Annotated in this window: 13 protein-coding genes; 6 read left to right on the plus strand and 7 right to left on the minus strand. The window is 67.8% G+C overall.

The window, feature by feature from the left end; genetic code table 11:
- Positions 1 to 2: 2 nt before the first annotated feature.
- The 4 genes from ACXJLU_RS11850 to ACXJLU_RS11865 form a co-directional block, all read right to left on the minus strand.
- Positions 3 to 914 (minus strand): carbohydrate ABC transporter permease, encoded by a 912-nt coding sequence (locus ACXJLU_RS11850; RefSeq protein ID WP_457331047.1) that lies wholly within the window; start codon positions 912 to 914, stop codon positions 3 to 5.
- Between the two features lie 11 nt (positions 915 to 925).
- Positions 926 to 1822, minus strand: a complete 897-nt coding sequence (locus ACXJLU_RS11855; protein ID WP_457331049.1) for a carbohydrate ABC transporter permease — start codon at positions 1820 to 1822, stop codon at positions 926 to 928.
- A gap of 102 nt (positions 1823 to 1924) precedes the next feature.
- Positions 1925 to 3136 (minus strand): ABC transporter substrate-binding protein, encoded by a 1212-nt coding sequence (locus ACXJLU_RS11860; protein WP_457331077.1) that lies wholly within the window; start codon positions 3134 to 3136, stop codon positions 1925 to 1927.
- A 128-nt stretch (positions 3137 to 3264) separates the two neighbouring features.
- Positions 3265 to 4644 (minus strand): GH1 family beta-glucosidase, encoded by a 1380-nt coding sequence (locus ACXJLU_RS11865; RefSeq protein WP_457331051.1) that lies wholly within the window; start codon positions 4642 to 4644, stop codon positions 3265 to 3267.
- A gap of 225 nt (positions 4645 to 4869) precedes the next feature.
- Between ACXJLU_RS11865 and ACXJLU_RS11870 the strand changes: the two genes are divergently transcribed.
- The 3 genes from ACXJLU_RS11870 (at position 4870) to ACXJLU_RS11880 (ending at position 8071) form a co-directional block, all read left to right on the plus strand.
- Positions 4870 to 5877: a LacI family DNA-binding transcriptional regulator gene (locus tag ACXJLU_RS11870; protein ID WP_457331053.1), complete on the plus strand. Its 1008-nt coding sequence runs from the start codon at positions 4870 to 4872 to the stop codon at positions 5875 to 5877.
- Positions 5878 to 6085: 208 nt separating this feature from the next.
- A complete protein-coding gene (locus ACXJLU_RS11875; RefSeq protein ID WP_457331055.1) occupies positions 6086 to 7144 on the plus strand; it encodes a glycosyl hydrolase in 1059 nt (352 codons plus the stop codon).
- Between the two features lie 21 nt (positions 7145 to 7165).
- Positions 7166 to 8071: a LysR family transcriptional regulator gene (locus ACXJLU_RS11880; RefSeq protein WP_073465088.1), complete on the plus strand. Its 906-nt coding sequence runs from the start codon at positions 7166 to 7168 to the stop codon at positions 8069 to 8071.
- 6 nt (positions 8072 to 8077) lie between these two features.
- On the opposite strand, the gene ACXJLU_RS11885 is transcribed toward ACXJLU_RS11880, so the two are convergent.
- Entirely contained in the window at positions 8078 to 8500 is a 423-nt protein-coding gene (locus ACXJLU_RS11885) for a hypothetical protein (RefSeq protein WP_457331058.1), read from the minus strand.
- Positions 8501 to 8672: 172 nt separating this feature from the next.
- On the opposite strand from ACXJLU_RS11885, the gene leuS reads away from it, so the two are divergent.
- From leuS to holA, 3 genes are read left to right on the plus strand one after another with little or no spacing between them, the layout of a single operon-like run.
- Entirely contained in the window at positions 8673 to 11303 is a 2631-nt protein-coding gene (gene leuS / locus ACXJLU_RS11890; protein ID WP_457331060.1) for a leucine--tRNA ligase, read from the plus strand.
- Positions 11304 to 11310: 7 nt separating this feature from the next.
- Entirely contained in the window at positions 11311 to 11799 is a 489-nt protein-coding gene (locus ACXJLU_RS11895) for an LPS-assembly lipoprotein LptE (RefSeq protein WP_457331062.1), read from the plus strand.
- Between the two features lie 27 nt (positions 11800 to 11826).
- Positions 11827 to 12939, plus strand: coding sequence for a DNA polymerase III subunit delta (gene holA / locus ACXJLU_RS11900; protein ID WP_457331064.1), 1113 nt, complete (start codon positions 11827 to 11829; stop codon positions 12937 to 12939).
- Here holA and ACXJLU_RS11905 read toward each other — a convergent pair.
- Together ACXJLU_RS11905 and ACXJLU_RS11910 are read right to left on the minus strand one after the other, a co-directional pair.
- Complete coding sequence (locus ACXJLU_RS11905) at positions 12936 to 13835, minus strand: 2-hydroxyacid dehydrogenase (RefSeq protein WP_457331066.1); 900 nt, start codon at positions 13833 to 13835, stop codon at positions 12936 to 12938. The genes holA and ACXJLU_RS11905 overlap by 4 nt on opposite strands.
- On the minus strand, positions 13832 to 13963 hold the full coding sequence (locus tag ACXJLU_RS11910) for a hypothetical protein (RefSeq protein ID WP_457331079.1): 132 nt from the start codon (positions 13961 to 13963) through the stop codon (positions 13832 to 13834). Before ACXJLU_RS11910 ends, ACXJLU_RS11905 begins: the two co-directional genes overlap by 4 nt.
- Positions 13964 to 13970 lie beyond the last annotated feature (7 nt).

The raw sequence follows: 13970 nt of genomic DNA on the forward strand, positions 1-13970 counted from the left end.
GATCAACCCTTCACGGCACCAGCCGCAATGCCGCGCACGAACCAGCGGCCTGAAATGAGATAGATGGCCAGCGGAACCAGCGAGGTGAGCACGGTGGCCGCCATGTTCACGTTGTACAGGCGCTCGCCGGTGGTCGTGTTGATCACGTTGTTCAGCTGCACTGTCATCGGCAGGTTGTCGCGCCCGGCGAACACCAGCCCGAGGATGAAGTCGTTCCAGATCGCCGTCACCTGCATGATCACCGCGACGATGATGATCGGCGTGGCCATCGGCAGCATCAGCTGGAAGAAGATCCGGAAGAAGCCGCCGCCGTCGATGCGCGCCGCCTTGAACAGCTCGCCCGGCACCGATGCGTAGTAGTTGCGGAACAGCAGCGTCATCACCGGCATGCCGAAGATCGTGTGGATCAGCACGATGCCGGGCAGGCTGCTGAAGATGCCGGCCGCCGCGAACGCGCGCACCAGCGGGAACATCACCACCTGGTAGGGCACGAAGGCGCCGATCATCAGAACGCCGAACAGCAGGTTCGCGCCGCGCGCGCGCCAGAACGACAGCGCATAGCCGTTCAGCGCGCCGAAGAAGATCGAGATCACCGTGCTCGGCAGCACGATCTTCACCGAGTTCCAGAAGCCGACCTGGATGCCGCTGCAGTCGAGGCCGGTGCAGGCCTGCGACCAGGCCGCGATCCACGGCTCGATGGTCCAGTCGGCGGGCAGTGCGAACAGGTTGCCGAGCCGGATCTCGGCCATCGGCTTCACCGAGGTGACGAGCATCACGTACAGCGGCAGCAGGAAGAACGCGGCGCCGGTCAGCAGGAAGGCATAGACGCCGATGCGCGCCGGCGTGACGCGCGACGGGCGCTTCGAGCGCACGGGTGCCACGGCCGAGGGGAGGGCGGAAGAAGGCGTGGACATCGGTTGAAACCTCAGGCTTCCCGCGCGTTGCGGTTGGAGCGGCTGCGCGCGTACATCCACGGCGTGATCACGGCCAGCACCGTCAGCAGCATCACCGTGCTCGCGGCCGACGCGAGGCCGATGTTGGCGCGGCCGAACAGGTAGTCCATGATGAACTTCGCCGGCACCTCGCTCGCGATGCCGGGGCCGCCCTGGGTCATCGCGATCACCGCGTCGTAGACCTTCACGACACCGACCGACAGCAGCACCAGCGCGGTCGCGAACGACGGCCCGAGCTGCGGCAGCACRATGCTCGCGTAGACGCGCCAGCGCGGAATGCCGTCGATGCGCGCGGCCTTCCACATCTCCTCGTCGACGCCGCGCAACCCGGCCAGCATCAACGCCATCACCAGCCCCGAGGCCTGCCACACCGCGGCGATCACCACCGTGTAGATCACCTTGTCCTGGCTGACGATCCAGTCGAAGCTGAAGTTCTCGAAACCCCAGCCGCGCACCGTCGTCTGCAGGCCGAGCTCGGGGTTCAGGATCCACTGCCACACCAGCCCGGTCGCGACGAAGCTCATCGCATACGGATAGAGGAAGACGGTGCGCAGCACGCTCTCGCCGGCCACCTTCTGGTCGATGAAGACCGCCAGCAGGAAGCCGATCACCAGGCACGCGAGGATGAACAGCACGCCGAAGATCAGCACGTTGTGCACCGAGACCATCCAGCGCTCGCTGGTGAACAGCCGCTCGTACTGCGCGAGGCCCACGAAGCTGTCGCTCGGGAAGGTGCGCGAGTTGCTCAACGAGATGCGCACCGACCACAGCACCGTGCCGATGTAGGCGAACAGCACCGTGGCGGCCATCGGCAGCAGTGCCGCGTAGACCGACCAGTGTTGCCGCAGTCGGCTGCGCCCGACGTCCATCGTGGATTCCTCAAAGCCCTGCCAAGGCGGCAAGGGTAGACAAAAAAAGGGTGGGCCGCAGCCCACCGTGGGAATTACATCCAGGCCGCCCGACCCGGAGGGTCAGGTCTTCAGTGCAACGGCCAGGGCCTTCGCAGCATCGTCGACCGACTGGTTGGTGTTCCACAGCTTGGTCAGCACGTCCTGCACGGCGCCGATGGTGTCGGGCGTCGCGAGCATTTCCGAATCCGGCAGTTGGCGCGAGGCGTCCTTCATGATGGCCACGCCGGCTTGCGCGCAGATGTCCATCTTCGAGGTGTCGACGTCGGTGCGGATCGGGATCGAGCCCTTCTTGTTGTTGAAGGCGACCTGCGCGGCCGGCGAGGTCATCGTCGTCGCGAGCAGCTTCTGCGCCTTGATGGCCTCGGGGTTGGTCGTCTTCGGGAACACGAACACGTCACCGGCGACGATGTACGGCGACTTCGGACCGAAGCCCGGGAAGCAGCCGAATTCCTTGCCGGCCGTCTGGTTGGCGGCCTGGAACTCGCCCTTGGCCCAGTCGCCCATGATCTGCACGCCGGCCTTGCCGGAGATCACCATCGCGGTCGCGTCGTTCCAGTTGCGGCCCGGCGAGCCGGCGTCCACATAGTTGTGCAGGCGCTTGAAGGTGGCCAGCACCTTCTTGAACGGCTCGCTGGTGACCAGCGCGGCATCCTTGTCGCGGTAGAACTTCAGGAACATCTCCGGGCCGCCGACGTGCGCCAGCACCGCGTTGAAGGTGATGCGCTCCTGCCACGACTGGCCACCCAGCGCCAGCGGCACCAGGCCGGCGGCCTTCAGCTTGTCGAGCGCGGCGAAGAATTCGTCGATGGTCTTCGGCTCGTCCTTGATGCCGGCCTTCGCGAAGGCGGCCTTCGAGTACCAGAACCAGGCGGGCATGTGCACGTTGACCGGCACCGCGTAGTAGTGGCCCTTCACCTTGACGGTGTTCAGCACCGGCTGCGGCAGGATCTTGTCCCAGCCTTCCTTGGCCGCCACGTCGTCCATGTCGGCCAGCTTGCCTTCGGCGACGATGTCGTGGAACTGCTTCGAGGTGTTGAACTGCGCGGCGGTCGGCGGGTTGCCGCCGACGATGCGGTTGATGGCCGCGGCGCGCGCGTTGTCGGCACCGGCCACGGCGCTGTCGACCCAGGTGCCGCCGGCCGCCTTGTAGGCGTTCGCGAACTCCTTGATGGCGGCCGATTCGCCGCCCGAGGTCCACCAGTGGATCACCTCGGCCTTGACCTGGGCCTGGGCCTCGGTGACGACTCCCAGTGCGCCGAAGCCCACGACCATGCCGGCGAGAACTGCCTTCAATTGAAACGCCATGTCTGTCTCCTGTGGTGAAACTCGAGCACTCCGGCTCATTGGGGGGTGAACAACCCGGCTTCCCGGGTGAATCGGTGAACGCTGAGACGCCTCGATCAAGCCGGGGACTGTCTCGCCTTCATGAACGCCTGGACGACGCGGCCGCTGTCCTTCCAGGTGCGCGCCTGGGTGTCGTAGTCGACGTGGACGATGCCGAAGCGGCGCTCATAGCCATACGCCCATTCGAAATTGTCGAGCAGCGACCAGATGAAATACCCGCGAATATCCACGCCGTGGCGCATCGCGTCGTCCACCGCCAGCAGGTGACGGCTGATGAAACTGATGCGCGACGGGTCGGCGACGCGGCCGTCGACGACCTTGTCGCCCGAGGCCATGCCATTCTCGGTGATGTAGATCGGCGGCAGGTTCTTGTAATTCGCGTGGAAACCCTTCAGCAAGCGGGCCAAACCCTGCGGATACACCTCCCAGCCCATTTGCGTGCGCTCGACGCCGGGCATTTCGGTTTCGATGAAACCGTGCCGGCCGTCGCTCTTGACCTGGGTGCGGAAGTAATAGTTGATGCCGAGGAAATCGAGCGGCGCGGCGATCGTCTGCAGGTCGCCTTCGAGCACCAGCGGCTCGGCGCCGGGCCACAGCCGCCACAGGTCGGCCGGGTAGCTGCCCTTCAGCAACGGGTCGAGCACCCAGTTGTTGTGCTGCACCTCGAACAGGTAGGCCGCATCCTGGTCCTGCGGCGACGGCGTTTCGGACACCGCGGCACCGACGTTGGCGACGATGCCGACCTGCGAGCCCGGGTCGTTGCGGCGCAGGATCGCCACCGCGGTGCCGTGCGCCAGCAGCAGGTGGTGCATTGCCTGCGTCGCGTAGCGCAGGTTCTGGCGGCCCGGTGCATGGCGGCCCACGGCGTAACCCAGGAAAGCCGAGCACCACGGCTCGTTCAGCGTGGCCCAGGCCGTCACCAGCCCCTTGAACTCGCGGCTCACCAGCTCGGCGTACTCGGCGAAGTGGTAGACCACCTCCCGGTTGGTCCAGCCGCCGCGGTCCTCGATCCACTGCGGCAGGTCCCAGTGGTACAGCGTCACGTAGGTCTGGATGCCCTTGGCCTTCAGCGCTTCCAGCAGCCGCTTGTAGAACGCCAGGCCCTTCGGGTTGGGCTGGTTGTTCGCGTCCATCACGCGCGGCCAGGCGATCGACAGGCGATACGCCTGCACGCCCAGTTCCTCGATGATTTCCAGGTCTTGCGGCCAGCGGTGGTAATGGTCGCAGGCAAACTCGCCGGTGTCCCCGTTCAATACCATGCCGGGGGTGTTCGAATAGGTATCCCAGATCGACGGAATCCGTCCGTCTTCATGGATGGCGCCTTCGATCTGATAAGACGCCGTGGCGGTACCAAAAAGAAAATCAGGCGACCAGAGCCTGGAATCCTTGGGAATCTCCAACTGCTCTGCACTGTACTTCGCCGAATTCTTGCTCACTCCACACCTTTCGCTACTGCTGCTTGACTTGACGGATCGTCCAGGCACTACAATGCCAGCCCAATTGGAACCGGTTCCAAAGAGCGGAACGCATTTCAGCACCTCTGCGGTCATTCAACATTGGGGAAAACCCGGTCGGATGGGTAAAGGAACAGGGCGCACAGCGTGATTGCGGGCGGTCCCTATGATTCCCGGTTCGGGTGAAGGTTCTTTCACGGGCGACGAATGGCAACCATCAAGGACGTGGCGCGGCTGGCGGGTGTGGGGGTCGGCACCGCCTCGCGCGTGATCTCCGGCCGCGGCTCGGCGTCGCCGGCGGCGGTGGAGCGGGTGCAGGGCGCGGTGCGCCAGCTCGGCTTCCGGCCGTCGAGCCTCGCGCGGGCGCTGTCGTCGCGCACGCTCGGCATGATCGGCGTCTTCGTGCCCGATTTCAGCGGCCCGTTCTTCGGCCGCATCCTGCAGACCATGGACGCCGAGCTGCGCGAGTTCGATCGCCACATGGTGGCCGCCAACGGTTGCGGCCATGGCGACCGCCGCCAGCAGGCGCTGGACGGCACCGCGTTCCTGATCCAGCGCGAGTGCGACGGCCTGATGCTGCAGAGCAATGAGCTGCTCGACGAGGACCTGCTCGCGCTGCACCGGCTGCAGCCGCGCCTGGCGGTGTTGAACCGCCTGGTGCCGACGCTCGAGGCGCAGTGCTTCTCGGCCGACCACCATGTGGGCGGGCAGCTCGCGGCGCAGGCGCTGCTGAGCCGCGGGCACCGGCAGATCGCGGTGATCTCGGGGCCCAACTCCGCACCCGACAACGAGGCGCGCCTGGCGGGCTTCTATGCCGAGCTGGCGGCGCATGGCATCGCGCGCGCGACGGTGCCGCAGGTCGAGGGCGACTTCAGCTCCGAAAGCGGCTGGCGCGCGGCCACGCAGCTGCTGGAGCGCGGCGTGCCGTTCACCGGCCTGTTCGGCGCGAACGACGTGATGGCGATCGCGGCGATCTCGCGGCTGCAGCACGCCGGCCTGCGCGTGCCCGAGCAGGTGTCGGTGGTCGGCTACGACGATTCCGAGCCGGCGTCGTACAGCAACCCGCGCCTCACCTGCGTGCGCATCCCGATCCAGGACGTGGTGTCGAACGCGTCGCGCTATCTGTTGAACGCGTGCTACGGCAGCACGCTGCCGGTGACCCACATCTTCGAGCCGACTTTCGTGTGGCGCGACTCGGTCGCGAAAGTTCCCTGAAATACACCACCCTCCGAAGAGGGATGCGCATTGCGTCGGCGAGGAACGAGGTGCCCGACAAAGTTTGGTCTGTGCATCGACGGTTTGCGTCAGATGCAAGTGATAAACGGTTCCACTTTGGGGTCGGGCGGCAGTGGCATGCGAACTGCAACCCGCAGTCCCCATGGGCGACCGCCTGCCTGCACCGTTGAAAAAGCGAAAGTTTTCGATGACCGATCACCATGACCTCGACAGCCGGCTGCGCCGGCGCCTGATTGGCGCGACGCTTGCGTCCGCGGCCACCGCGGCGCTGGCCGCCTGCGGCGGCAGCAGCGATTCCTCGCCGTCCCCGGCACCGGTGGGCGGCACGCCGCCGGCTCCCGCGCCGTCGCCTTCTCCGTCACCCGCCCCGGCTCCTTCCCCGGCACCGTCGCCCGCTCCTTCGCCGGCGCCTTCCCCTGCACCGTCTCCCGCGCCTTCACCGTCACCTGCGCCGGCGCCTGCTCCCGCGAGCAACAAGAGCTTCAAGCGCGGCGTCGCCTACGACCTGGCCACCACGGCCGACCTGAACGCGCTCGCGCCGGGCGTGTCCTGGTGGTACAACTGGTCGCCCCGGCCGGCCCTGACGCCGCCCAGCGGCACCGACTTCGTGCCGATGGTGTGGAACTTCGCGTTCAACGACGCCGAGATCGAGACGTTGCTGAAGGCCAACCCGCAGTACAAGTACCTGCTGGTGATCAACGAGCCGAGCCTGGACGGCCAGGCAACGACGACGCCGGCCGACGCGGCGGCGGCTTGGCCGCGCCTGGAGGCGCTGGCCACCAAGACGGGCGTGAAGATCGTCGGCCCGCAGGTCACCTGGGGCACGATGGCTGGTTTTCAGGATCCCGTGGTCTGGATGGATGCCTTCTACGCCGCCTACCGCAACGCCAACGGCGGGCGCGATCCGCGCATCGACATGCTGTCGTTCCACTGGTACGACTACGGCCTGGCCGACCAGCTCGACCGCCTGAAGAAGTACGGCAAGACGTTCTGGGTCACCGAGTTCGCGAACTGGCACGACGGCGACGGCTCGGCAGCGATCGACACCGTGGCCAAGCAGAAGGCCCAGATGAAGGAGATGGTCGCGATGCTCGAAAGCCGCGCCGACGTCTTCCGCTACGCCTGGTTCACCGGCCGTTGGGACAAGGACGACCACTACACCAGCCTGTTCGTCAAGAACGCGGACGGCAAGAAGGACGGCAAGCTGACCGAGCTGGGCCAGTACTACCTGTCATTGCCGTTCTGATCCCCGGAGCCTTGCCGTCCCATGCGTGACCCCGTCACCTTCGACCAGCTGAAGATCTTCATCGCCTGTGTCGAACGAGGTAGTTTTTCCGGTGCGGCGCGCAAGCTGCACCGCACCCAGTCGGTGGTGAGCCAGGCGATCGCGCAGCTGGAGCGCCAGATCGGCGTGACGCTGTTCGACCGCAGCGGCCGCCTGCCGACGCTGACCGACGAAGGCCGTGCGCTGCTGGCCGACGCGCGCATCGTCGCGCGTGGCGTCGACGGCTTCAAGGCACGTGCCAAGAGCCTGTCCGACGGGCTCGAGCCGGAGCTGTCGGTCGCGATGGATGCGCTGTTTCCGATGGACTGGCTGACGCAGGCGGTCGGTGCGTTCCGCCACGAGTTCCCCGGCACGCCGCTGCGGCTGCATGTGGATGCGATGGGCGCGATCCTGCAGCCGGTGCTCGACGGGCAATGCCGCATCGCGGTGATCGGCAGCCTGCCCGAGGTGCCCGACACGCTCGAATCGCATCCGCTGCTCGACGTGGCGGCCGTCACGGTGGTGGCGCCGACGCACCCGCTCGCGTCGCACGACGGGCCGATCCCGCGCGCGGTGATCGAGCAGCACGTGCAACTGGTGCTGACCGACCGCTCGCGCATGACGGCCGGGCGCGATTACGGCGTGGTCTCGCCGATCACCTGGCGGCTGGCCGACCTGAGCACCAAGCACGCGTTCCTGCGCGCCGGCTTCGGCTGGGGGCACATGCCGCGCCCGCAGGTCGAGGCGGACTTGGCCCAGGGCAGCCTGGTGACGCTGGAGGTGGAGGGCCTGCCGTTCAACCCGCCGTCGTTCGCGATGCGCTCGGTGCACCGCAAGGATGCGCCGCCGGGGCCGGCGGCGCGCTGGTTCCTCGACTGGCTGAAGCAGGCCGAGGCGGACCGGGCGTAGGCAAGGTCAGAGAGACAGCGTCAGCTGCAGCATCGAGAAGGCGGTCCACAAGCGGCGCAGGCCGAGCAGGTAGGTCGGCCGGTCGCCCTTCGCGGCAGATTCTTCCGCAAGCGCCATCGCCTTCGCGAAGGCCAAACCGAGACTGCCATGCTCGACCGGGATGCTGCTGCGCACGGTGTCGAGCAGGGCTCCCCATTCCTGTGGATGGCCGGGTTCGCGGATCGCTGTCGCAAGCTTGTCCTTGAGGAGGTCCAGCTCGGCGCAAAAGGCTTTGAGCTGTTCAGATGCGGCCGGGCTCGCCAGCCGGGCCTCGCGGCGGGCCGCCAGGAGTTTCTGCGCCAGCTCGGCGTTGTCGGGGCGTCGCTTCAGCGTACCGGCCTCGGCGTCGAGGGTCGAGCCGGACACGGGGCGGGGGGTGATCGGGCTCATCGTACTCATGGGATGACTGCTTCGCGAGGTTGACGGAGTTGGGGAATCAAGGGTCGTCCCGGGCTGAGTGGCTTCTCGCCCCGAATGATTCCAAGACGAACATACCGGCCTGTTCCGGGGGCGCTTCCTATAATCGCCCCTCGCCCTCCGAGCCACCCACGGCGCCGTAACGATGACTCCCGACTTCAAGCCCACCGAGATCGAACGCGCCGCCCAGGCCGCGTGGACCGCTGCCGACGCCTACCGTGTCACGGAAGACGCCAGCAAGCCCAAGTTCTACGCCTGCTCGATGCTGCCGTACCCGAGCGGCAAGCTGCACATGGGCCATGTGCGCAACTACACGATCAACGACATGTTGACGCGCCAGCTGCGCATGAAGGGGATGAACGTCCTGATGCCGATGGGCTGGGACGCCTTCGGCCTGCCGGCCGAGAACGCGGCCATCAAGAACAAGGTGCCGCCGGCCAAGTGGACCTACGACAACATCGCCTACATGAAGCGGCAGATGCAGGCGATGGGCCTGGCCATCGACTGGAGCCGCGAGATCGCGACCTGCTCGCCGGCCTACTACCGCTGGAACCAGTGGCTGTTCCTGAAGATGCTGAAGGCCGGCATCGCCGAGCGCCGCACCCAGGTCGTCAACTGGGACCCGGTCGACCACACCGTGCTCGCCAACGAGCAGGTGATCGACGGCAAGGGCTGGCGCTCCGGCGCCCCGGTCGAGAAGCGCGAGATCCCCGGCTACTACCTGAACATCACGAAGTACGCCGGCGAGCTGCTCGACTACGTGCAGGAGCAGCTGCCGGGCTGGCCCGAACGCGTCAAGCTGATGCAGGAGAATTGGATCGGCCGCAGCGAGGGCGTGCGCTTCGCGTTCCCGCACCGCATCGCCGGCGCCGGTGTTGGCGCCGATGCCCAGCCGATCGGCGGCGGCCGTCTCTACGTCTTCACGACGCGCGCCGACACCATCATGGGCGTGACCTTCTGCGCGGTCGCGCCCGAGCACCCGCTGGCCACGCACGCCGCGGCCTCGAACCCGGTGGTTGCTGCCTTCATCGAAGAGACCAAGGCCGGCGGCACCACCGAGGCCGAACTCGCCACGCAAGAGAAGAAGGGCGTGCCGACCGGCCTGGTCGTGCAGCACCCGATCACCGGCGAAGACGTGCCGGTGTGGGTCGGCAACTACGTGCTGATGAATTACGGCGACGGCGCGGTGATGGGCGTGCCGGCGCACGACGAGCGCGATTTCGCGTTCGCGAAGAAGTACGGCCTGGGCATCCTGCAGGTCGTCACGATCGACGGCGAGCATTTCAGCTACGACCACTGGCAGGAGTGGTACGGCGACAAGCAGCGCGGCATCACGATCAATTCCGACAACTTCAGCGGGCTCGACCACGCGAAGGCGGTCGATGCGGTGGCCGCGGCGCTGGCCCACAAGGGCCTCGGCGAGAAGAAGACGACCTGGCGCCTGCGCGACTGGGGCGTCAGCCGCCAGCGCTACTGGGGCACGCCGATCCCGATCATCCATTGCGATGAGCATGGCGCCGTGCCGGTGCCCGAGAAGGACCTGCCGGTCGTGCTGCCCGAAGACGTCGTGCCCGACGGCAGCGGCAACCCGCTGAACAAGCGCGCCGATTTCCTGAACGTCGCATGCCCGACCTGCGGCAAGCCGGCGCGCCGCGAGACCGACACGATGGACACCTTCGTCGACAGCTCGTGGTATTTCATGCGCTACTGCGACGCGTCGAACGACAAGGCGATGGTCGGTGCCGGCACGCAGTACTGGATGCCGATGGATCAGTACATCGGCGGCATCGAGCACGCGATCCTGCACCTGCTGTACGCGCGCTTCTGGACCAAGGTGATGCGCGACCTGCACCTGGTGAAGGTCGACGAGCCGTTCACCAGGCTGCTGACGCAGGGCATGGTGCTGAACGAGGCCTTCTCGGTCACGCACGAAGGCGCCGGCAAGGACTACTTCTGGGCGCACGACCTCGAGATCGAGCGCGACGACCACGCGCAGGTGCTGTCGGCCGTCGACAAGGCGACCGGCAAGCCGGTCGTCTACGAGGGCTGGACGACGATGTCCAAGTCCAAGAACAACGGCGTCGACCCACAGGACCTGATCGAGAAGTTCGGCGCCGACACCGCGCGCCTGTTCGTGATGTTCGCGTCGCCGCCGGAGCAGACGCTCGAATGGAACGACCAGGGCGTCGAGGGCGCCAACCGCTTCCTGCGCCGTGTGTGGGCCTTCGCCGCGAAGTACGCCGACGCGATCATCGGCGGCGGCGAGATCTCGGGCGCCGTGCCGAAGGACGCGCAGGCGCTGCGCCGCGAGGTGCACACGCAGCTGCGCCAGATCAGCTACGACTACGAGCGCATGCAATACAACACCGTGGCCTCCGGTGCGATGAAGCTGCTGAAGGCGCTCGAAGGTTTCACCGGCAACGCACCGGCCGTCGTGCGCGAAGGCTTCGGCATCCTGCTGCGCGCGCTGTACCCGGCCTGCCCGCACATCACCTGGACGCTGTGGACCGACCTGGGCTACGCCAAGGGCCTGGGCGACCTGCTCGATGCGCCGTGGCCGCAGGTCGACGAGGCGGCCCTGAAGCAAGACGAGATCGAGCTGGTGCTGCAGGTCAACGGCAAGACGCGCGGTGCGATCACCGTGGCCGCCGGGGCCGACAAGGCTGCGATCGAGGCCGCCGCCGTAGCGAGCCCAGACTTCGTCAAGTTCTCGGAGGGCAAGCCGCCGAAGAAGGTGATCGTGGTGCCGGGCCGGCTGGTCAACGTGGTGGTCTGAGCATCCGATGCAACGCCGAACGGTCCTGCTGTCTTTCGCCGCCGCACTGGCCGGCTGCGGCTTCGAGCTGCGCCGCGCGCCGGAGCTGCACTTCAAGGCCATCCAGCTGGTCGGCTTCAAGCCGCAGTCGCCGCTGGCCGGCGACCTGCGCCGCGCGCTGCAGTCGGTCAATGCGACGCGCGTCGTCGAGGCCGCGTCGCAGGCCGAGGTGGTGCTCGAGTCGCTGAACGACGTGCGCGAGAAGGGCGTCGTGTCGTCCGGCACCGCCGGCCAGGTGCTCGAAGTGCAGCTGCGCTCGCGCTTCAGCTTCCGGCTGCGCACGCCGATGGGCAAGGAGCTGATCCCGGCCAGCGAGATCCTGCTGGCACGCGACATGACCTACAACGAGAGCATCGCGCTCGCGAAGGAGCACGAAGAGACGCTGCTCTACCGCGCGATGGAAACCGACATCGCCTCGCAGGTGCTGCGCCGGCTGGCGTCGGTCCAGTCGCTCTGATCCGTCCCACTGAACACTGCCCCGCCGATGCAGCTGCGAGCTGAGCAACTCCCCACCCACCTGCGCCAGGGCCTGAAGCGGATCTACACGATCCATGGCGATGAGCCCTTGCTCGCGCAGGAGGCCGCCGACCTGATCCGCGCCGCCGCGCGGGCGGCCGGCCACTCCGAGCGCCAGGTGCACACCGTCGCCGGCGCGCACTTCGACTGGAGCAGCCTGCTCGGGGCTTCGCAGGCGCTGAGCCTGTTCGCCGACAAGCAGCTGATCGACATCCGCATCCCGTCCGGCAAGCCCGGCAAGGACGGCTCGCAGGCGCTGCAGCGCTACTGCGAAACGCTGTCGGACGACGTGGTCACGCTGGTGCAATGCCCCAAGCTCGACCGCACGCAGCAGACCAGCGCCTGGTTCGTCGCGCTCGACGCGGCCGGCGTCACGCTGCGGGTCGATCCGATCGAGCGCCGCGCGCTGCCGGCCTGGATCGCGCAGCGGCTCGCGGCCCAGGGCCAGCGCGTGCAGGACGGCGAGGCCGGGCAGCAGACGCTGGCGTTCTTCGCCGACCGCGTCGAAGGCAACCTGCTGGCCGCGCACCAGGAGGTGCAGAAGCTCGGGCTGCTGTACCCGCAGGGCGAACTGGGCTTCGAGCAGATCGAGTCGGCGGTGCTGAACGTCGCGCGCTACGACGTGTTCAAGCTCGGCGAGGCGGTGCTGGCGGGCCAGGTCGGGCGGGCGCTGCGCATGCTCGACGGGCTGGAGGCCGAGGGCGAGGCGGCGGTGCTGGTGCACTGGACGCTGGCCAACGACATCCTCGCGCTGCGCCGGGTGAAAGATGCGATGAATGCCGGCAAGCCGCTCGCGCTTGCGCTGCGCGATGCGCGGGTCTGGGGGGCGAAGGAGCGGCTGTTCGAACGCGCGGCGCCGCTGCTGAGCGACGACGGGCTGTCGCAGCTGGTCGAGGCGGCGCAGGTCTGCGACGGCCTGGTCAAGGGGCTCAAGCACCCCGACTGGCCGTTCGAGCCCTGGCAGGGGCTGCGCCGGTTGGTGCTGATGGTGATCCAGCAGGTCACGCAGCAGGCGGCGCCGGCACCGGGCACGGTGCGCGGCGGGCCGGCGACGAAGGTGTCGCTGGTACTGCGAGCCTAGTAGCCGCGGGTCCGGTCGACCAGGTGCTGCAGCGGCTGCCCGCTGCGCAGGGCCCGGATGTTCGCCGCCACCACCTGCGCCGCGCTGCGTGGATCTGTCTGTGCGGCGACGTGCGGCAACACCGTCAGCTTCGGGTGCTGCCAGAACGGATGCTCCGCCGGCAGTGGTTCGGTCGCGAACACGTCGAGCACGGCATGCGCCAACTGGCCATCATCGAGCGCCGACAGCAGGTCCGCCTCGATCACCTGCGCACCGCGCGCCAGGTTCACGAAGCTCGCGCCGCGGCGCATCTGCGCGAACCGTTCACGGTCGAAGAAGCCGGTCGTTGCGGATGTCAACGGCAGCAGGCTGACCACGATGTCGGCATCGCGCAGCACGCCATCGATCGGCCCGCTGCGCGTGCTCCAGCCGCTGACGACGAAGCCCTGCTGCGCGAGCCGCGCCGCCACCGCCTGCCCCATCTGCCCGAGGCCGAGCACGGCGACGCGCGTCTCGTCCGCACGCCGCTGGCCGTGCTGGCGCCACACGCCGGCACGCTGCTGCAGCGCGTAGTCGAAGAAGCCGCGCTGCAGCGCGAGCGCCGCCCACAGCGCGGTCTCGGCCATCGCGGCATTCATCGCCGGATCGACCATGCGGGCGAGCGGCACGCCGGTCGGCAATGTCGGGTCGCGCAGCAGCTTGTCGACGCCGGCCCACAGCGATTGCACCAGCTTCAGGTGCGGCAGCTCCTGCAGCGCACCGGCCGGCGGGTTGGCCACGATCGCGATGTCGACATCATCTCCATCGGGCCAATCGGCCGCGCGCCACAGCGTCTCGCCGGGCAGCGCAGCCTGCAACGCCGGCAGCCACGCAGCCCATTCCGCCGCATCGAAATCGGCGGCCAGCAGGATGCTCACGACGCTGCCTGCAGCAGCCGCATCAGCGCCTGCGACACCGTCTGCCCGCGCACCGCGCTGCGGTCGCCGGCGAACAGCAGCCGCTCGGCCAGCGTCGGCCCATCGCGCAGCGCCCAGGCCAGCCACACCGTGCCG

Source organism: Rhizobacter sp. P5_C2, from assembly GCF_054049715.1.

Coding starts and splice junctions, on each gene's coding strand:
- ACXJLU_RS11850 (WP_457331047.1), bottom strand. CDS start 914: ATGTCCACGCCTTCTTCCGCCCTCCCCTCGGCCGTGGCACCCGTGCGC.
- ACXJLU_RS11860 (WP_457331077.1), bottom strand. CDS start 3,136: ATGGTCGTGGGCTTCGGCGCACTGGGAGTCGTCACCGAGGCCCAGGCC.
- ACXJLU_RS11870 (WP_457331053.1), top strand. CDS start 4,870: ATGGCAACCATCAAGGACGTGGCGCGGCTGGCGGGTGTGGGGGTCGGC.
- ACXJLU_RS11875 (WP_457331055.1), top strand. CDS start 6,086: ATGACCGATCACCATGACCTCGACAGCCGGCTGCGCCGGCGCCTGATT.
- ACXJLU_RS11880 (WP_073465088.1), top strand. CDS start 7,166: ATGCGTGACCCCGTCACCTTCGACCAGCTGAAGATCTTCATCGCCTGT.
- ACXJLU_RS11885 (WP_457331058.1), bottom strand. CDS start 8,500: ATGAGCCCGATCACCCCCCGCCCCGTGTCCGGCTCGACCCTCGACGCC.
- leuS (WP_457331060.1), top strand. CDS start 8,673: ATGACTCCCGACTTCAAGCCCACCGAGATCGAACGCGCCGCCCAGGCC.
- ACXJLU_RS11895 (WP_457331062.1), top strand. CDS start 11,311: ATGCAACGCCGAACGGTCCTGCTGTCTTTCGCCGCCGCACTGGCCGGC.
- holA (WP_457331064.1), top strand. CDS start 11,827: ATGCAGCTGCGAGCTGAGCAACTCCCCACCCACCTGCGCCAGGGCCTG.